Consider the following 19,269-nt stretch of genomic DNA (forward strand, 5'->3'; position numbering starts at 1 on the left):
GAAAGAGAACTATTCTTGGGCGTTCACCTCGACGGGCAGCGGACTGGTTCTGGCCGAACCGAGAAGCCGTTTAACGGCAGTACCTATGTGGTCTAGTTGGTGGTCTAGGTCAAGGCCCGATTGTATCTAGGACTGTTGTTCCCATGGGATGTATTAAAAAATCGATCAACTAAGCAGAAGTGAGATGCGGGCTTTTTCAATAAAGTTCAATAAAGTATGCTGCGAAACGGAATGAGCAAGTACGTGCGCGTAATCGGAATTTCATTCGCTGGGGCGGAAAAGCTACAAAAGAATAAAACTGCCCGACGCGATCCTTGAACAGATCAGCGGGCAGTGTTTAATAAGCAGAGACAGCGTTAATTAGTCGAACTGTGGGTTCTCAGTGCGGCTGCGCTTGATTTCAAAGAAGTGGGGATAGCTTGCGAGCTTGAAGGAAGCGTCGAAGATCTCTCCTGCTTCCTCGCCGCGTGGGATGCGGGTGAGCACTGGGCCGAAGAAAGCGGTGTCGCCGAGCTTGACCACTGGGGTTCCGACATCGTTGCCGACCTCGTCCATTGCGGTCTGGTGGAATGCGCGAAGTGCGTCGTCCCATTCGGTGGTGTCTGCAACTTCACCAAGTGCAGCGTCTAGGCCGACCTCTTCAAGTGCCTCTGCGATGACATCATTGAAGGAACCTTCGATTGGTCCGCGACCGTCGTTGTGGATGCGGGTACCCATTGCGGTGTACAGGTCGCCGAGCTTGTCAGCATGGTCGGTGGCGACAGCTGCGAAAACGCGTGCTGGTCCCCATGCAGCCTTCATGCGCTCCTTGTAATCCTCTGGGAGATCACGGCCTTCGTTTAGGACAGCGAGGCTCATTGGAACCCACTGGATTTCAATATCGCGGACTTGTTCGACTTCCTTAATCCAGCGGGAGGTGACCCAGCAGAATGGGCAGGTGGTATCGAACCAGAAGGTTACTTTTTGAGCCATATTATTTCCTCTTTCTTAAAGTTTTCTAGCAATCCACACTAGGCGCGAACTATCGTGGTGTCATTGCGCACCTTCTAAGGGTAGCGCCCCCTCAAATTTCAAGGAGCATTAAATTGACGTCCACTAATCTCACCCGACAGGAAGCTTCGGATCGTTCGAGGTTACTGAGTGTAGAAAACTATGACATTGCACTTGATCTCAACAACGGTGATGAGTTTTTTAGTTCCTCCACCGTTGTCAGCTTCACTGTCAGGAAGGCTGGCGATACCTTTATTGATCTCCGCGCAGCAAGCGTTGAGGAGGTTCGCCTGGACAATGTGTCCATCAAAGATGAGGCTCTAACCCTTGGCAAGAACGGCTACGACGAGACGTTCGGCATCGCCCTGAAGGGTCTTACTCCCGGCGCGCACACCTTGCGGGTAACGGCGTCTATCCCCTATTCCCGCACCGGTGAAGGCCTGCACCGCATGGTGGATCCAGCAGACAATGAGGTGTATTTGTACACCCAGTTTGAGACCGCCGATGCCAAGCGTATGTTCGCGTGTTTCGATCAGCCAGACCTCAAGGCTACCTATGATCTGAACATCAAAACTCCTAAGGGTTGGAAGATCATTTCCAACTCTGAGCAGCAGGTTTCCACTCAGCACACTGATTACGATACCCACATTTCCCGAGTGGACTATCCCCTCTCCACCTACCTGATTGCGGTGTGCGCGGGTCGTTACCACGAGGTGTGCGATGTCTGGAAGGGTACGCTCACCCACCATGCAGAAACACCTGCCGATCAGCCAACTGAGCTGACTGTTCCGCTTGCTCTCTACTGCCGCAGTTCTTTGGCTAAAGATCTTGATGCGGTGCGTCTGTTTACCGAAACGAAGCAGGGCTTTGATTGGTACCACCGCAACTTCGGTGTGGCGTACCCATTCGGCAAGTACGATCAGATCTTCGTCCCTGAATTTAATGCTGGCGCGATGGAGAACGCCGGCGCTGTCACCATCCGCGATGAGTACGTTTTTGCATCCAAGGCAACCCGTTACCGCTACGAGCGCCGCGCTGAAACCATCCTTCACGAGCTCGCTCACATGTGGTTCGGTGACCTGGTGACCATGCAGTGGTGGGATGATCTGTGGCTCAACGAGTCCTTCGCCACTTGGTCCGCGGCAATTTCTCAGGCTGAGGAAACTGAATACAACACTGCATGGGTGACTTTCGCCAATGTGGAGAAGTCGTGGGCGTACCAGCAGGATCAGCTGCCTTCCACCCACCCGGTGTTCTCTGACGGATACGACATTGAGACTGTCGACCAGAACTTCGACGGCATCACCTACGCAAAGGGCGCCTCGGTGCTCAAGCAGCTGCAGGCATACGTTGGCCGTGAGGAATTCCTGGCAGGCGTACGCAGGCACTTTGCCAACCACGCATGGGGCAACGCCAGCTTTGATGATCTGCTCGGCGCCCTCGAGCAGTCCTCCGGCCGCGACCTCTCCGACTGGGCAAACCAGTGGCTCAAGACCACCGGCATCAACACCCTCGGCGCAAAGTTCACCACCGACAACGGCAAATACACCTCCTTCTCCGTCACCCAGACCGGCGCCGCGCCGGGTGCCGGTGAGCTGCGGACTCACCGCATCGCGGTGGGTCTTTATAAGCTTGTCGACGGATCCCTCAACCGCTACGCACGAGTAGAACTTGACTGCAGTGGCGCGTCGACAAGCGTTGAAGAGATCGTTGGACTTGAGCAGGCTGACTTCGTGCTGGTCAACGATGATGATCTGACGTATGCGCTGCTGGATCTGGATGATGATTCACGCAATTTTGTCATCGACAATATTGATAAGTTCAGCGACCCTATGCCTCGCACGCTGGTGTGGTCCGCTGCGTGGGAGATGACTCGCGCTGGTCAGATGAAGGCTCGTGATTTCATCGCGCTGGTTGCTCGTGGCGCTGCTGCGGAAACTGAAATTGCTGTGCTGGAGCGCATTCTCGCGCAGGCTACCTCTGCGCTGAAGAGCTACGCCGACCCAGCGTGGGCAGAAGCAACTGGAAATGACCTGCTGGCCGATGCTTTCCTTGAGGGTGCTCGCTCCGCAGAACCAGACTCCGACACTCAGTTGGCGTTCATTCAGGCTCTGGCAAAAGCAACGCTCAATGATGCTGCTGCCGATTACTTCCGCGACATTCTTGCCGGCAACGTCGAAGGCCTGACCGTGGATCCTGACCTGCGTTGGTGGGCACTGACTGCGCTTATCGCCCGTGGTGACATCGAGGCTGTCGAAGATGCAATCGCCGCTGAACTTTCCCGCGACAACTCCAGTGCCTCCTTCCTCGCATCACTTCGAGCCGGTGCCGCTGTGAACACTGAAGAAGTGAAGGCTGCTGCATACAAGCATGTCACGGCAGTTGATAGTGGCCTATCCAACCTGGAGCTGCGCCACAAGATTGAAGGCCTCACATTCACTGGCTCTTCTGAACTGCTGCAAGCCTACAACGAGCAGTACTTCGAAATCCTTGATGATGTGTGGGCGAACTTCTCCGGCGAAATGGCACAGCAGATCGTCCTCGGACTGTTCCCTTCATGGAACGTTTCCGAAGAGGGTCTCAAGCGTACCGACGAGTTTCTTGATGGCGAACATGTCGCAGGCATCAAGCGAATTGTTTCCGAATCCCTCGACCGCACTGCCCGTGCTCTGCGCAACCGTGCGGCAGATGCTGCGTAAGTAAAAGATTCTCAATCCCAAAAAATCCTGGCATGTTTGCATCACACGCAATGTGCCAGGATTTTTTGCATGGGAAAACAATGAACAAAACACAAAGCACCTTGACCAAATATGTCCGTTAGATGAAGTTCTACCGGCATCTAAGAATCGCCCAAGTTAACCTAAAACTCCTGTTCGAAATTGCCCAGACAGGTGTCCACCAACACTGCTACATTGCATTGGAGATCCAGAATCGATCACTCTACGACCAGGAAAAACTTTCATGTCCATCGAGCAAGCAATCACTTCACTCTCCGCAAGAGTGCGGGAACTAAAGCCCATCATCGAGACTGAAGAAGCCACCAAAACCGCACTGATCATCCCCTTTATCAGCAACGTTCTCGGCTACGACGTCACTGATCCTCGTGAAGTCATTCCGGAATACACTGCTGATGTTGGCGTCAAAAAGGGTGAGAAGGTCGACTTCGCTATCAAAACCGGCGATGATTTCCACTTCCTCATCGAATGCAAAAAGGTCGGCTCCCCACTCAGCCTCGATCACGCTAACCAGCTCGTCCGCTATTTCAATGTCACAGACACCGAATTTGCCATTCTCACCAACGGCGAAATCTACCAATTCTATGGACAACTCGATGCAGCCAACCGCATGGATGCAAAACCATTCATGACCTTGGATTTGAACAATATTGATGCCCGTCAGTTCCCTCATTTGGAAATGTGTACCCGCAAGCATTTCAACCCACAAGCGCTAGCCGCCAACGCTGAAGAACTGAAGTACATTGCTGAATTGAAGAAAGTCATCGCGAATCAATTCCAAGAACCTGACGTAGAAATCGTCAAGATGCTTGCGGCGACAGTCACCACAAAGCGTATGACTGCACAAAATCTGGAATTCTTCACCCGCTTGGTTAATACTGCGTCTTCCCAGTTCCTCAAAGACGAGGTCAATCGTAGATTGCGCTCCGCCCAAGTCTTTGAGGATCCTGTCCAAACACAAGGTGCTGATGCAGAAACACCAGCAGAGGACGAAGCAGTAATCGAAGAAGTGGTTTCAGAAATCGTGACGACAGAAGAGGAAATCCACGGTCATTCAATTGTCCGTGCAATTTGCTGCTCAGAGGTATCGGCACAAGAAATCACCATGCGTGACGCAAAATCCTACTGCGCTATTCTCTTCCAAGACAACAACCGAAAGCCAATCGCCCGTTTCTACTTTGATCGCAAGATTCCACGCATCGGCATCTTCAATGCTGAAGGCGAGCAGGAACACTTTGATTTGGAATCCATCGAAGATATCTACAACCACGCTGATCTTCTGCATTCCCGCGTCGTAGCATTGAACGCTTAAGTTCTGCCTTTAGTTCTGCAGTCGGTGTGCCACGGTCAGGCACACCTCTGCAGTCCATTTGCTGGAGTTGGCGAGGAATACCCACAACTGATGATCGTTTAACCCTGCCGGTAGATCGATGCGTGCTTCGGCGAAAATACCCCACCTTGCGCCGTTTTCGATCTCTTCCGCAAATACTGTGACCAGTACATGTTCTTTCGAGTACAGGTTGCACAGTCCAAGAAGTTCCTGAAGTTGCTTCTTGTTTTTGATTTTCACACCTGTACCGGAAGACACCGCTAGGGTTTTTCGATCGCTGCCGTTGTTGCCATCGGTCAACCATGCACTGACACGTTGACCCATATGCAGATACTCAACGAAGTCCTCCCCCATCTTGAGTTGATCCGCACCCATTAATTCGTATTGTTGGTAGATACGATCCAAAGAAACCAGCGGGGTGGGTTCGTCAATCAGCCCGAAGGGATTGCCTTCTTTGAGTTGATCTTCAGAGAACTCGAAATCCACATCTGGAGGAGTTGCGTTGAACTCTACGCGTTCAGGGGAAAACTTCGGCCAGATTTGTTCGCACCAAGACACGAAAGTCGTTGCCACATCATTCATGCAGTAGTGCACGAACTCTGCCGACTGTTCCCACGTTGCGCCGACGCTTGAGAAGAAGAATTCACGACCTCGCACAGTCATGTTCTTTGAATCAGCTTCATCTAAAACCACCTGCAGATCACGGGTTGGCCTGTTGAATTCATTAGCGGCCCGCAGGTACTCTGCCTGTTTCTTTGCAGGGACACAGCCATGCCACATGAAATCAGCGACGATGCACAAGGTGACCGAATCCAAGTTGAAGTTCACGGTCAGCCCTGGGCGGCGCACTATAAGTTCCATACCGGAATCGGTCACCGCCATGTCATGGTTGTAGCCCAGTGTCATAAGCGCCATTTGTACAGGTTTCATCCGCATGGATAGCAACGCATTATCAAGATTTTCGGTCATCGAAACTGTCACTTTCTTCACAAGGAGTCTGAGCATGCCAATTGGCTGATCGTTTTTAATCAATGAATTTTTTACAATTACCCGAGGGTAACACCAGAAATTCACTTGCGTTCGTTGAGGAAAGGAATGAAGGGATACCGCTCCTTTTCGGGGGTACAGCACTCCAGCAAGACTCATTCGGCTCAGTTAGAGTTCACCACAACGACTCAAAAAAGAAAGTGGCAGCATGTCTACGATTCCTGATGTTTTCACCAGTGAAGTGTTCCCTGAAATCAGTGGCACCAAAGAATTCCGTGGCCTGACTTATATGTTCTTTGATCAATTCACTTTGCCCACCGCAGAACAGCTTGAGCAAGCTAAAGCAGCTGGCTGGTCACTGATCACCTGGGGATGGTGGAATAGCGACACCGATCTTGAGGATGTCGAATTGGAAGACATCACTAATGAAGGCGACAGCCTACCAAAACTCACGGATGAATTCGCTGTGTCTTCACTGAGCACCTTCGATCTAAATTCCCAAGGTCTGCCCAATGATGATCGTGAGCCGCAACCAATTGAAGAAGCCGACTCACTAGATGACATCTTCTCCGAGGAAGAGGGCTGGGGTCTAATGGCAATCAATTGCCCGAATTGGCAAGTCCCAGCAGCGTGTGAATGGCTCGGCTGCATGAATGTTGGTGAACCATTTGAAATGTCACACGTACTTAGGGTGTGGCAGAACAGTTGGGGCGTCGAGGCCCTGGCTTTTGGTGGTGAAGAAGACGACGCGGATCTGCTGCTTCGAGTCCCTGAAGAAAGCGAAGAGCTACTGAAGGCTCTCGCAGTCGCTTCTGACCAAGTCACTACCTACAAGCATGAAGATCTGGGATTCTTAGCTAGTCTTTGGTTTGACTAACTACAATCAATGTCATGACCAGCGGTGATCCAAAATTAATTACGCTTCGTTCCCGCAATAACAAAGTTGTCGAAATAACAGATGCCCGTGATCGTGCTTTCATTAAGCAGGCTGATGAGCTGATCGTGAAGATCGACAAACTGCTTGAGAGCAAAAGAAAAAAGTCCCGTTAAGTCCGATCCACACTGTTGTCCCCGCGGAGACGCTTGAGCACGTTTTCTGCAGAGATCAAACACATAGATACGCCCACCCCTGGAACTGTGGTGTCACCTGCGTCATACAGGCCATCTACTTTGCGGGATTTGTTAGAACCCCTAAAGAACGCCGATTGTGCCAGGGTGTGTGAGGGGCCAATGGACCCGCCGCTCCAGGAGTTGTATCGGTCTGCGAAGTCGGCAGGGCCGATGGTGCGCTGCACAACAATGCGGCTTTCCAAACCATCAATGCCAGCCCATCGCCCAATTTGAGCCACTGCTGCTATTGCGATCCGGCCCACCATGTCAGATTCTTCTCCGTAAGCGGACCCGTGACCAATGGAGACATCGGCGGGTACTGGGACCAGGATGAAGAGGTTCTCGTGGCCTTCGGGTGCGGCATCGGAATCTGTTGCGGAGGTCTTGGAGATCTAGATGGATTCTGAAGCCGGGAATTCTGGGGTGGAGCCGTCGAAAACTTTGCGGAAATCTTCGTCCCAGTCGGAGGAAAAAGCAGGGTGTGCTCCCCCTTCACGCCTGCCAAAACCAGCACAGTACTGAGGCCGGGTTGTTTGTTCTTCCAGCTCGTCTCCGGCTTCGCGCACAACGAAGCAGGTAGGAGTTGGGTTTCGGTGTGGTGCTGATCAGCGCAGCTGATCACGATATCGGCTTCGATGAACTCTGAGCCGACTTGGACGCCTGTGGCGTTTCGGCCTTGGGTGGTGATTGCGCTGACGGGGGTGCCGAGGTGGAGGACGGCGTCGTCGATAAGCGAAATTAGTGCCTTGATGAAGGCGGTGAAGCCGCCTCGGGGATAGGAGACGCCTTGGACGAGGTCGGTGTGGCTCATGAGGTGATAGAGCGCCGGGGTGTGCGAAGGGTCTGAGGAGAGGAAAACTGCGGGGTAGCTTAAGATTTGGCGCAGTTTTGTATCGCGGAATTGGGTGTTGACCTTGACTTTTAGCGAGGTCGACAGGCTTGCTAGAAGTTTGGGTAAAAGGCGCAGCATGCCGGGGCTTAAGTATGGGATGAAGTTGGTGAAGTTGGTGTAGAGGAAGCCGTCGATGGCCAGGTTGTAGACCTGTGTGGCGGAGTCGATATAGGTGCGCAGTTTGGCGCCGGCGCCGGGTTCGCGGGATTCGAAAAGCTCGGCCATCGCATCGATGTCGGAGGTGACGTCGATGAATTCGCCGTGGTCGTCGATGACGCGGTAGGCGGGTTCAAGTGGCACGAGGTCGAGGTGGTCGTCGATGGAGGTGCCGCAGAGCTTAAAGAAGTGGGACATGGCGTCGGGCATGAGGTACCAGCTGGGGCCGGTGTCCCAGCGGAAGCCGTCGAGTTCGAAGGTCCCGGCGCGGCCGCCGAGGTGCTCGTTTTGTTCGACGAGGTGGACTTCATATCCTTCGCGTAAGAGCAGTGCGGTGGTGGCTAGTCCTGCTAGTCCCCCGCCGATGACCACTGCTTTTGTCATTTTTGAAACACTTCTTTCCACATTGCTTTGGTTGCCAGGCTGGCTTTTTTCATAGACGGCACCCGAATCCGCCCGTTTTTTAAGTCTTCGAGGGACGCGGATTCCAGGTTGTCCACGAGGCAACCGTAGAGATCGGTCGCGGCGCGCACACCGGTTCGCGCGCCAAATGGCAGCAGCGGAATGCTCAGCCGGGCGGCATCCAAATCCTCTCGGATATCAGTAACGATCTCATCGCGCATTTCTTCGGTGAATACCGGCAAATAAGAACGGCCTAGGCCTTCGCGGTCTTCAGCTAGATCTCGCAGGAAATTTACCTTTTGAAATGCCGCACCCAAACGCCTGGCGCCGTGTTCCATCGTGGCCCGATCCTGCGGGCTGGCAGTGGAATCTTGGAGGAAAATTTTCAAACACATCAACCCGATGACCTCAGCGGAGCCGTAAATGTACTCATCCAACTGAGTCGGATCATAGGAGGTTTGGGAGAGATCGCGGCGCATGGAATCAAAAAACGCCACGATGTGAGCCTGCTCAAAACCACATTTGCGGGCGGTATTGCCAAACGCATGGATCACTGGATCGGTATGAAAAGGAACGGACAAACTGAGCAGAACCTGGCGTTCGTAATTGTCCAAAATCTCCGCAACGGCGTCCGGCGCACACCCCGCGGCAGCAGCAGCGCCGTCCACAACCTCATCGGCCACTCGCACCATTGCGTACAATGCCTCAATATCGCGACGAATTTTCGGCGACAACAGCTTCGATGCCAGAGTAAAACTGGAGGAATAATGGGCGATTACCGTGGCCGTCGCCTTTGAGCTCATCGCATCAAAACGGCCCAAAAAATCTTGCTGATCAGCCACACTCGCCTCCTTCACAGGAAACTTTACCGCGAGAAATCCAGACAACCGAAAGGGACGCTTCTCGACGTCTCCCTCAGCCCCGCTCCACCCGCTGCGGGTTGAGCCACTGGGCGATGGCAACGAAGAACAGCGCTACCGCGCTGACCCAAAACGCCCCCGAGCCGATGCCCATATAGATAGGAAGGAATGTCACTGGTGCTGCCGCTGATCCGAAGAATCGGAAAGCCTGCACGGTAGAAAGCAGCGATGATCCACCGGGGCTTCCGATGACAGCCAAGTTGACGGTTGCTTGGATTCCTTGTGCTGCTGCTACTGCGAAGGCCCACAGTACGGCCACCACAATGATCCACGGTGCGATCGGCAGCAGTGCGAGTGCGATGGTACCGATGACAGCACTGACAATGAGCACCGCGCGCACACCAAATTTGTCTGCCAAATCGCCAATCTTGCGGGAGGCAAAGAACGCAGCCAGGCCACCACACATGACCACCAAACCACGCGCTGCAGCATCAAGTCCGAATTGCTCGCCAACGTGCAGCGATGTCATGAATCCAATGCCGATGATGCCGATGCCCACCACAAAGCCGGAAACCATGTGGATGATGGTCGGTCCCCACTGCACCTTGCCACTAACGTTTTGCTTCGATGCTGATGGTGGTGGAACAACGGGGAGTCGCGCCACCAAAATAAACAGTGACGCTGCTGCAGTGACCAGGAAGGTCAACCTCCACGACACCACCGAAGACACACCTGCGATCAGTGGCGCCGACAACATGCCGAGTGATTGCATCGCAGCATAGGTGCCCAATGCCTTACCCAAAGAACGCGGCGGAACAAGCTCACGCAACATAATTTGCAGCACCGGAGTGGTAAATGCATTAGCGATACCAATCGTGGCATACGCAGCCATAAACAGCCCCCACGATGGTGTAACTAGGAGCAACAGCGCAAGTGGCAGTGTGACAATATAAGCCGCCTGCACCACCTTATGCGGATGGATCTTTCTGGTGATGCGCCCCGAAAACAACATCATGGTGGCAAAGGGCAACAAGTATGCGGTCATGGTCAGCGCTGCCTGGCTGACACTGATATCAAAGGTGTCTGCAAATTCCGGCAAGACCACTGATAGAGCTTGGCCAGTAAACGGCCCCACAAAGCCTCCGACCAAAATGGCCGCCATTTGCAGTTTCTTCATAAGTTCCTAATCTATGCCTAAACCCCCTGCCAGATCTTTTTTTGGATCTGGAAACAGGGGGTATTCGGGGTTATGCGTTTTACAGGAAACGCTTTGGCACTTCGGGTTCACCCAGTGACAACATCAGGCGGTTCGCCCAGTTGAAGAACGCCACAGAGTTGATCAAGTCCACGATCTGCAGGTCGCTGAATCCAACGCCACGCAGCTTGGTGATGCATCCCTGGTTGAAAGCAGCAGGGGTGGAGCTCAGTGCGCGAGCAGCGTCACGGATGACATTCCACTGGTCAGAACCCAGATCGGAGTCGATGCTTGCCAACAGTGCGTTGACATCATCAGCTCGACCGGATTCTTCCTGAGCACGTCCTGCGTGCACGGATGCGCAGTACACGCAGCCGTTGTAGCGGGAAGTAACGGTGGCGCCGAGTTCACGCTCTGCACGTCCTAGGCCTTCGCCGTCAGTGTTGAAGAAGATATCCAGATCGGTCAGGGTACGCGCCTTCAATGCTGCAGGATCGCGTGCCAAGAGACGGAAGTATGGCATATCAGCGCGCTCAGGCTGGATCAAAGAATCCAGCTGTTCTTCGGTGAGATCTGCCTTTGCTACTGGTGGTACCCATGGCTTCCAGCCCAAAGAGTGGTTCACAAACGCTTCAGGGCGGTTGAGTTCTTCATAGGTGGAGATCTCAAAGCCGTTGTTGGACAGTTCCCACTTCGCTTCAGGAATACTCAGGCGAGGAGCTTTCACCTGAATGTCTTCACCTTTGAGGGTGCGCAGGCCGTAGGCAACACGCAGCTGGAATGCCAGGAACGACACCAGCTGAGCCAATGTCACGGTGTCATCCGCGCTCCAGCCAGCGCCGGAGAGTCGACCAAGGACCTCGGGGCGGGAATCACGGGGGTGGAAAACTAGTAGGTGTGCGTAATCAAATGCTGCTGCAAGTCGCTCGCCAAGCTTGGCGGCATCGTTGCGCACAGATCCGCCTGGCTCTGATTCGGACTCAAGTCCAGGTTCACGGTAGGTGCCGTATGGGCCTGCGGATAGGCCCTCGTCGATGGCATCGGAGACGGCGTTTGCCAGGGTGGTTGGGGCGTCGTCGAGAAGCAAATCTTGGTAGAGATCTACAGCTGGCGCGAATTGGTGCAAACCTGCAACATAGGTGGCCACGGCGTAACGCTCGCCGAAGCTGAAGGTTCCTGGGTTGACCGGTTCGAGCAGAGCTTCGAAGCTCTTTTGTGCATTGTCGCGAGCTTGGGGACGGTTGTCACGCAGCTGTGGGAGGTCTTCTCCAACCAGCATGTCGATGAGATCTGACATTTTTAAGATCTGCTCCTATAGTCCAAGATTGAGTTCGCCACCACGATAGCGCGATCCTGGGATCGCGTCGATGAGTCGGCGAGTGAAATCGGTTTGCGGGTTGTTAAATACTTCTGCGGTTTTTCCAAGTTCCACCTGGTTGCCGCGACTCATCACAGACACAGTGTCAGAGATTTCACGGACCACAGCCAGGTCGTGGGAAATAAACACGTAAGTCAAGCCTAGCTCTCGTTGCAGATCGTCGAGCAGGCGCAGGATTTGTGCCTGCACAGTCACATCCAACGCGGATACGGCTTCGTCGAAAACCACCAATTCAGGTTCCAAAATCATGGCACGAGCAATGGCGACGCGCTGGCGCTGACCACCAGAGAGCTCACGTGGGCGACGGGTGGCAAGAGCCGGGTCAAGCGCCACCAGTTCCAGGTAGTGTGCCACCTTTTCGTCGGCTTCCTGCTTGCTCACCTTGGTGAAATTGCGCAGAGGTTCCGCGATGGTGGAGCCAATGGTTTGGCGAGGATCCAGGGAAGAATACGGGTTTTGGTACACCAGCTGGATTTGCTGGCGCAGTTCCCGCTGCTGGGCCTTGGACAGGTTGGTGATGTCCTTGCCACTTACTGAAATGGAACCAGAGGTCGGCGTATTAAACATCGCGATCGCGCGGCCAAGCGTGGTTTTACCAGAACCGGATTCACCGACGATGGCATGCGTGGTGCCAGGCAGTACTTCGAAGGAAATATCATTTGCGGCAACAAATGCTCCTTCTTTGCCTCGTTGGTGTTCCTTGCGGAATTTATCCACTACCAGAAGCGGGCCTTTGGCCTGCGCTACCTCCGGATCTACGGCCGGAACTCGCGTGGGGATCTCGCCGATGGTGAGGGAGGGCGCGTCGGCAAGCAACTTCTTGGAATACTCATGCTGGGGGTCGGTCAAGACCGAAGCCGCGTAACCACTTTCGCGCACCTCGCCTTTTTGCATGACGACGATGCGATCCGCCCGATCGCCTGCCACGGCTAGATCGTGAGTAATGAACAAAATACCCATGCCCAATTCACGCTGCATGTCTTCCAGCAGATCGAGAATAATTTTCTGCACGGTCACATCCAGCGCAGATGTGGGCTCATCGGCAATGATCAGCTCTGGTTCAAGTGCAATGGCAGCGGCAATCAACGCGCGCTGCTTCATGCCACCAGACAGCTCATGCGGGTACTGGTCATAGCGGACCTCTGGGTTATCAATACCCACGCGCTCTAGAAGCTCAATGACCTTCTTTTTGCGCTCGGCGGCGGTTCCACGCTTGTGGATAGCCAAGCCCTCCCCCACTGAAGCGCCGATAGTTTTCACCGGGTTCAGAGAGTTGTTGGGGTCCTGCGGAATCAAACCAATTTTGGTACCGCGAACGTTTTTCCACTCACGTGCGTTCAAGCCAACAAGGGAACGGCCGTTGAAAGAAATCCGACCAGAATCCACTTCAGCATTATCAGCCAGCAAACCAATCACGGCCTGAGCGGTGGTGGACTTACCAGAACCGGACTCACCAACAATCGCGGTGATTTGGCCAGGGTGCACCTCCAGGCTGACATTGTTGACAGCATGCACCAAACCTTTAGCAGTTTGATAGGAGACAACCAGATCGTTGATCTCTAACAAGGGAGTAGTCATTTTCTATGCCTCCTTCTGAATGATGCGGCTTAGGTAGTTGGCAGACATAACCACGGCGATGATGACAAAACCAGGCAGCACAGTCAGCCACCATGAGGTCGCCATGTAGTCGCGGGCATCAGAGATCAGCAGACCCCACTCTGGTGTTGGTGCCGGAGCGCCGTAGCCCAAGAAGCCCAACACGGACAGCTGCAAAATCGCGGAACCGAACTGCAGTGCTGCAAGAGCAAACACTGGGGTCAGAGAGTTAGGCAGAATGTGGCGGAACAACACCTGCGCCTGGGTGCCACCGGAACCGTATGCAGCTTCCACGAAATCGGAACCTGCAACAGTCATCACCTGGGAACGCGCCAGACGCGCGAAGGTGGCAACAGAGGTAATACCGACTGCGATCGCTGCGTTCATGGTGCCGAATCCCAAAAGGATAATGACAGTCAAGCTGAGCAGCAGTGCCGGGATGGACAACAGCACATCCACGAAACGCATTAATACAGTGTCAACCCAACCGCGCTGTGCACCTGCGAGCAGTCCGATCAGGGTTCCCACGATCAGACCAACCAGCACTGCGATCAGTGCACCGAGCAGGGTTTCCCTCGCGCCGTAAACAACACGACTGTAGAGATCGCGTCCCACGGAATCGGTACCAAACCAGTGGGTGCCACTTGGCCCAAGCAGCGCCACATCATCGCCAGTGAACGGATCCTGGGAGGTAAACAGTCCAGGAACAAGTGCCATCAGCACCGCAACGGCGAGTACCACGATGGAAATAACAGCAGCAGGCCTCGTCCAAGGATTGCCCAACGCTTTACGCTTGCGTGCCGGGTCAGCGGATCCAGTTCGAGGATTAGCGGATACCGGTTTTTTGGGTGAAATAGGAGGATTACTCATGAGTCTTATGCCCTTTCCCTGCGGCGCAGACGGGCATCGAGGACTGGGTACAACAAATCCACGATGAGGTTGATCAAAACATAAACAGCAGCTGCGATCACCACGATGGCAAGCATCACTGGCATATCGCGGTTGGCCACTGCGTTGACGGTCATTTGGCCAAGTCCAGCGCGGCCGAACACTGCCTCGGTGACCACGGCCCCACCGACTAGTTCACCAAACAAGATGCCGGCAATCGTCAGGGTTGGCAAAAGGGCGTTGCGAATGATGTTGCGGAAGAAGATCCACATTTCACCCGCACCGCGAGCACGAACAGCCGCGATGAACGGTTGTGCCTTGACCTCTTCAATCGAGCGGATGAGCACCTGTGCAAGCGGAGCGGTAATTGGGATGGACAAGGTGATGGTCGGCAGGATCAGTCCTTGTGCCGGGGTGGTCCCAATAACGGGGACCCAACCAAGGCGGAAGGACACGATCTGGATCAAGATGATGCCCAACCAGAAACTTGGAAGGGACACAAAGAATGGAGGCAGAGCCTGGAAGATGCCCTTGATCCATGCAAAGCGATCCATGGTGGCAAGAATGGAAATAACCAGTGCCAAAATGGCTGCGAGCAAGAATGCCAAAATAGCCAAGGTCAAGGTGCCTGGTAGGGCTTCTGCCAGCTGGGTTGCCACGGCAGTTCCGGTTTGTACGGAGTAACCGAAGTTACCTACAAGGAAGCCACCCAAGGTGGAGAAGTACTGAGCGATCAGGGATTCATCGGCACCATAGGATTCACGGATCTGTGCGATCTGCTCAGGTGACAGACCCAAATCAGGGCTGGAATAGCGGGCGGACACAGCATCGCCAGGGAGGGCGGAAAGCATGATGAACGCCAAGGTAAAGGTGACCAACAAGACCAAGACGGCTTGGCCGATGCGGCGCAGAATCTGCGAGGTAGTCATTTAGTCCTCCTCACTGGAATGGTCGCTGGAATGGTCAATGTAGGTCTCATAGAAGCTGGGGCGGCCGATCACTTCGGGGCTAAAGCCCTTCACGTAAGGCTGCACGCCGTAGACAACTGGCTCTTCAAACAGTGGAAGAACATATGCCTGCTCGGTGATGTAATCCTGTGCTGCGGCAGATGCTGCTGCACGGTCCTCTTCGCGTGGGCTGGATGCAATAGCCATGAGGAGTTCCTCCAAATGAGGATCGCCAATATCGGCGGTCTCCCCTTCCACGGTCATGTTCAACAGCTCGTTGCGGTTGGTGGAGTACAGCTGGGATTTCAGCACGTCATAGTCTGCGCGACCCACCATGGTGTGGCGAACCTGGATCTTGTTGAGATCCTTGGAGTCAGCGTCCTGGGCTGCTTGGTCACCTGGGTTGAGGTTGACCTTGATGCCCAGATCACCGAGCTGTTCTTGGACCATGGTGACAACTTCGCGTGAACGAGGCTGTGGGAGGGCTTCGTTGAAGGTGAGCTCTAGAAGTTCACCGTCCTTGCGACGCATGCCGTCGCTATCAAGGGTCCAGCCGGCTTCGTCAAGCAGAGCTGTTGCTTTGTCTAGGTCGTAGACATAGGCATCTACTTGTTCTTTGTAGCCCAGTGCATTTTGCGCAAGCACAGAAGTTGCCAGCGGATAGGAATCACTAAACAGCACACGCATGATCTTTTCGCGGTCGATCGCGTGGATCAGAGCTTGGCGAACACGGATGTCTGAGAGCAGCTCGTTTTTGAAGCGGAAGTTGAAGCTGTTGTTCACACCGTTGGTGGCTGCGGAGATGATCGGGATGCCTGCATCCTTCAGGTGTGCCTCCACTGGCGCTTCGATCTGGCGGGCGATATCACCTTGGCCAGCAACGATGGCTCCGATGCGGACGGATTCTTCACCCGCGAGGACATAATTGACGGCGTCAAGCTTCGCGCGACCTTGATGTTCGCGTGATGGTGGTGCCCAATCGTAATCCTCACGCGCAGTCAAGGTGAGGTTGGTGCCTAGGGTTTCATCGGTGATCACGAAAGGACCGGAGCCGATGACGTTTTGGGCGTTGCCTGGGGCGAAATCCTCATTGGCGAACTCCAAGGTGGAATCGGCATAAAGGCCAGCGTTGAAGGAGCTGGTGGCCTGAGCAAAACCAGGTGCAGGCTCAGAGAAGTGGAATCGGACGGTGTCCTCATCTACTACTTCGCCGTGGTCGTAGTTGGTGATCTGCTCAGAGATGGTGAGGCGTCGATCTTGATCGCCGAGGCCATAGAGATCGAAGTTTTTCACCACGTTTTCAGCCGTCAGCGGGGTGCCATCGGAGTAGGTGACATCGGTGCGGATGTTGAAGGTAAATTCCGTGGCGTCTTCGTTTACTTCTGGGAGTTCGGTGGCGATCCACGGCTTGAGTTCCAAGGTTTCAGGATCCTGGTAGAGCAAGCGGTCTGCAATGTTGTTCACCACACTGCCGTTGGGGTAAAAGCCCGCTGATGGTGGGTACAGGGTGCGGAAGAACTGTGGCTCTAAGTAAGTGAGCGTGTTGTCTTCTGCTTGTGAGGGTTGTGCTGTGCAGCCGGACAGGACTGCCAATCCTGCCAGCGTAGCGGCGGCCGCGGTGAAAAACCGGCGGGTTATTGAGCGTGGTTTGGTTTCGGGGGAGCCGAGACCGTGTCTGTGCTTTTTAAACACTAGGCTTACCTCCAGTGAATCTTTAAGTTACTTTACGTGTCAGCTAATTTATGTTCCAGAACTTAACACACTTTTAGACTGATCGGTATATTGGTTCAGACCAACCTGTCTAATTGGGGTATTTATTTTAATGATCAGGAGTTTTCGTGAGCACAACCGATAAGCAGGTAGCCATCGTTGGAGTTGGCCCCAGAGGTATTTCCATACTCGAAAGGATCGCAGCAGCTCTCAACACAGTTTCCCGCCCCAAACAAGGCTTGACCATCCACCTGATTGAGGATGCCCAGATGGGTGCAGGCAACGTGTGGCGCACTGATCAAACCCGCACGCTGTGCATGAATACTCTGGCCGGTGCGGTGACATTATTCACAGAGCCAGGCTCTACGGTGAGCGCTCCAGTGGTGGAAGGACCACTGCAATTTGATTGGATTCGCCTGCTGCGCGGCGATGAGGATTTGAGCGGCATTCCTACAAAAGCCATCGAGCTGTTCCGCACCTACCCCCCAGCTGCATCCGTGGCGGAGGATTTCAAGGAAGAGCTAGCAGCCACTGTTATCCAGTCCAATCCTTCCCGTGCTCTTTATGGCGCATATCTGCGGTGGGCTTTCGATGTCGCTTTGCAGCTGTTGCCACAGTGGGTCAAGGTCGAGCAGCACCATGCGCGCGCGATTGGCATCCGCGAAGATGGTGACCGCGATGTGATCACCTTAGATAATTCTGAGATGATTTCCGCCGATTCCACTGTGTTGGCTGTCGGCTGGCAAACCCCCGCCCCCAATGCGGAGGAGCTGTCCATCGCGGCTGCTTTGGAGGAGAACCCTGATCTGGTGTGGGTCAAGCCCGGCAACCCTGTCGAGCAGGATGCCAGCCTCATTCCCGCTGGCGAACAGGTGCTTGTCCGCGGGCTGGGCATGGGATTTTTCGATATCATGGCGCTGACCACCATCGATCGTGGCGGCATCTTCCACGAGGATCCCAGCACCCGTTCCGGTTTGCGCTACGAGGCATCTGGTGAGGAACCACACTTTGTTATTTCCTCCGGGCGCGGCTACCCCTACCTGCCTAAATCCGATTACAAATCGCTGCCACCAGGGGCAAAGCTAGCGCGACTCAAGGCTGTTATCGCGGCGATCAACGCGCAAAATCGTGGTGTCGCATCCATCAACTATGATGCGGAAGTGTGGCCAGCTGTTGCTCGCGACGCCTACGAAGCCTATTACGAAACCCTTGATCGCGTAAGCCCAGAATCTATCCGGACCGGTCTGGATAAAATTGTGGAAATTATTGATGAGGTGGACGTCGATAAGCTTCCTAAAGCACTCGCCGCGCACACCGATGACGTCTTTGACCTGCATGCTTGGGAATTTCCGCTCGCGGGAATTAATGAAAGCGTCGAGGCGCTGACCGCACGCATCGCGGACGGCATGGCCCGCGATATTCGCCATGCAGTAACGGCCTGGGACAGCCCGCTGAAATCCGCGCTGTGGTCCATTTCCGCCGCGCGCAAACCCAGCTCCATCCTGGGCGCGGAAGGCCGCCTGACCTTCGAATCGCGCCGCAACCGCTTCGCCGCCGTCATGGCGATCGGCCAGATGGTCGGCTCCGGCCCACCGCTTTTCCGCACCCGCGAACTTCTTGCGCTTGTCGACGCCGGCCTCGCTCACTTCGCCGGCGCCCGCCCCCGCCTCAGCGTGAGCGACGGTCAATGGCAGATCTCCTCGCCCACCACCGGCGATACGCCGCTGAGATCGAAAGTGCTTGTCGACGCGTGGATGCACAACCCAGATGTGCGTCGCAACGCCGACCCGCTAGCACTGTCTTTGGAAGATGCCGACCGGGTACGCCCCTTCAACGACTATTCCGTCGACGGAACCGCTGCCCCCACAGGCTCCCCCGAAGTTGATCCGGCAACCCGACTTTTGGTTCACCCCAACGGCAACCTCGATCCGCGCGTGCACCTGATTGGCATCCCAACCTATGGGCAGCTGGCCGACACCACCATCTCGCCGATGCCTGGAACCAACCCGCTCATGCTGCAAGAAACCGACAAAACAGCCGTTCACGTGCTAAAGCAGCTCGGCTTGATCTAGGGTGAGGTGAGTTATTTAAAG

The 19,269-nt window shown here is 54.5% G+C and carries 14 protein-coding genes and 1 pseudogene; 5 read left to right on the top strand and 10 right to left on the bottom strand.

Annotated elements, in window-relative coordinates; genetic code table 11:
- Positions 1-360 precede the first annotated feature (360 nt).
- Positions 361-972, bottom strand: coding sequence for a DsbA family protein (locus CGL_RS12015; RefSeq protein ID WP_011015107.1), 612 nt, complete (start codon positions 970-972; stop codon positions 361-363).
- A gap of 113 nt (positions 973-1,085) precedes the next feature.
- On the opposite strand from CGL_RS12015, the gene pepN reads away from it, so the two are divergent.
- Both pepN and CGL_RS12025 read left to right on the top strand, forming a co-directional pair.
- Positions 1,086-3,689, top strand: coding sequence for an aminopeptidase N (gene pepN / locus CGL_RS12020; RefSeq protein WP_011015108.1), 2,604 nt, complete (start codon positions 1,086-1,088; stop codon positions 3,687-3,689).
- A gap of 262 nt (positions 3,690-3,951) precedes the next feature.
- Positions 3,952-5,037, top strand: coding sequence for a type I restriction enzyme HsdR N-terminal domain-containing protein (locus CGL_RS12025; protein WP_011015109.1), 1,086 nt, complete (start codon positions 3,952-3,954; stop codon positions 5,035-5,037).
- A 9-nt stretch (positions 5,038-5,046) separates the two neighbouring features.
- Here CGL_RS12025 and CGL_RS12030 read toward each other — a convergent pair whose 3' ends face one another.
- Positions 5,047-6,024 (bottom strand): hypothetical protein, encoded by a 978-nt coding sequence (locus CGL_RS12030; protein ID WP_011265937.1) that lies wholly within the window; start codon positions 6,022-6,024, stop codon positions 5,047-5,049.
- 226 nt (positions 6,025-6,250) lie between these two features.
- Between CGL_RS12030 and CGL_RS12035 the strand changes: the two genes are divergently transcribed.
- Positions 6,251-6,919 carry a hypothetical protein gene (locus CGL_RS12035; RefSeq protein WP_011015111.1) on the top strand — a complete coding sequence of 223 codons (669 nt, stop codon included), beginning with the start codon at positions 6,251-6,253 and terminating at the stop codon, positions 6,917-6,919.
- Positions 6,920-6,933: 14 nt separating this feature from the next.
- Positions 6,934-7,092: a hypothetical protein gene (locus CGL_RS15465; protein ID WP_011015112.1), complete on the top strand. Its 159-nt coding sequence runs from the start codon at positions 6,934-6,936 to the stop codon at positions 7,090-7,092.
- Here the strand turns inward: CGL_RS15465 and crtI are convergent.
- The 8 genes and pseudogenes from crtI to CGL_RS12075 form a co-directional block, all read right to left on the bottom strand.
- Positions 7,089-8,584 (bottom strand): annotated as a pseudogene (gene crtI, locus CGL_RS12040) (phytoene desaturase family protein). The gene CGL_RS15465 and the pseudogene crtI overlap by 4 nt on opposite strands.
- The gene (locus tag CGL_RS12045; RefSeq protein ID WP_042383442.1) at positions 8,581-9,405 is read right to left on the bottom strand and encodes a phytoene/squalene synthase family protein; all 825 of its coding nucleotides are present in this window, start codon (positions 9,403-9,405) and stop codon (positions 8,581-8,583) included. The pseudogene crtI and the gene CGL_RS12045 overlap by 4 nt, the downstream one beginning before the upstream one ends.
- 112 nt (positions 9,406-9,517) lie before the next feature.
- Positions 9,518-10,639, bottom strand: coding sequence for an MFS transporter (locus CGL_RS12050; protein WP_011015116.1), 1,122 nt, complete (start codon positions 10,637-10,639; stop codon positions 9,518-9,520).
- Between the two features lie 79 nt (positions 10,640-10,718).
- Positions 10,719-11,954 carry an alkylhydroperoxidase domain protein gene (locus tag CGL_RS12055; protein WP_011015117.1) on the bottom strand — a complete coding sequence of 412 codons (1,236 nt, stop codon included), beginning with the start codon at positions 11,952-11,954 and terminating at the stop codon, positions 10,719-10,721.
- Positions 11,955-11,969: 15 nt separating this feature from the next.
- Positions 11,970-13,613 carry a dipeptide ABC transporter ATP-binding protein gene (locus tag CGL_RS12060; protein WP_011015118.1) on the bottom strand — a complete coding sequence of 548 codons (1,644 nt, stop codon included), beginning with the start codon at positions 13,611-13,613 and terminating at the stop codon, positions 11,970-11,972.
- Between the two features lie 3 nt (positions 13,614-13,616).
- A complete protein-coding gene (locus CGL_RS12065) occupies positions 13,617-14,501 on the bottom strand; it encodes an ABC transporter permease (protein ID WP_003863669.1) in 885 nt (294 codons plus the stop codon).
- A gap of 5 nt (positions 14,502-14,506) precedes the next feature.
- Positions 14,507-15,448, bottom strand: coding sequence for an ABC transporter permease (locus CGL_RS12070; protein WP_011015119.1), 942 nt, complete (start codon positions 15,446-15,448; stop codon positions 14,507-14,509).
- A complete protein-coding gene (locus CGL_RS12075) occupies positions 15,449-17,158 on the bottom strand; it encodes a TIGR04028 family ABC transporter substrate-binding protein (RefSeq protein ID WP_011015120.1) in 1,710 nt (569 codons plus the stop codon).
- Between the two features lie 146 nt (positions 17,159-17,304).
- Here CGL_RS12075 and CGL_RS12080 point away from each other — a divergent pair, with 146 nt between their 5' ends.
- Positions 17,305-19,248 carry an FAD/NAD(P)-binding protein gene (locus CGL_RS12080; protein WP_011015121.1) on the top strand — a complete coding sequence of 648 codons (1,944 nt, stop codon included), beginning with the start codon at positions 17,305-17,307 and terminating at the stop codon, positions 19,246-19,248.
- Positions 19,249-19,269 lie beyond the last annotated feature (21 nt).

It is taken from the genome of Corynebacterium glutamicum ATCC 13032 (assembly GCF_000011325.1).
In the GTDB taxonomy this organism is placed as follows: domain Bacteria; phylum Actinomycetota; class Actinomycetes; order Mycobacteriales; family Mycobacteriaceae; genus Corynebacterium; species Corynebacterium glutamicum.

Bases quoted from the DNA above. Each gene is read 5' to 3' on its own strand.
- CGL_RS12045 (WP_042383442.1), bottom strand. From the start codon at position 9,405: ATGAGCTCAAAGGCGACGGCCACGGTAATCGCCCATTATTCCTCCAGT.
- CGL_RS12015 (WP_011015107.1), bottom strand. From the start codon at position 972: ATGGCTCAAAAAGTAACCTTCTGGTTCGATACCACCTGCCCATTCTGC.
- CGL_RS12055 (WP_011015117.1), bottom strand. From the start codon at position 11,954: ATGTCAGATCTCATCGACATGCTGGTTGGAGAAGACCTCCCACAGCTG.
- CGL_RS15465 (WP_011015112.1), top strand. From the start codon at position 6,934: ATGACCAGCGGTGATCCAAAATTAATTACGCTTCGTTCCCGCAATAAC.
- CGL_RS12035 (WP_011015111.1), top strand. From the start codon at position 6,251: ATGTCTACGATTCCTGATGTTTTCACCAGTGAAGTGTTCCCTGAAATC.
- CGL_RS12070 (WP_011015119.1), bottom strand. From the start codon at position 15,448: ATGACTACCTCGCAGATTCTGCGCCGCATCGGCCAAGCCGTCTTGGTC.
- CGL_RS12065 (WP_003863669.1), bottom strand. From the start codon at position 14,501: ATGAGTAATCCTCCTATTTCACCCAAAAAACCGGTATCCGCTAATCCT.
- CGL_RS12025 (WP_011015109.1), top strand. From the start codon at position 3,952: ATGTCCATCGAGCAAGCAATCACTTCACTCTCCGCAAGAGTGCGGGAA.
- CGL_RS12030 (WP_011265937.1), bottom strand. From the start codon at position 6,024: ATGACCGAAAATCTTGATAATGCGTTGCTATCCATGCGGATGAAACCT.
- CGL_RS12060 (WP_011015118.1), bottom strand. From the start codon at position 13,613: ATGACTACTCCCTTGTTAGAGATCAACGATCTGGTTGTCTCCTATCAA.
- CGL_RS12050 (WP_011015116.1), bottom strand. From the start codon at position 10,639: ATGAAGAAACTGCAAATGGCGGCCATTTTGGTCGGAGGCTTTGTGGGG.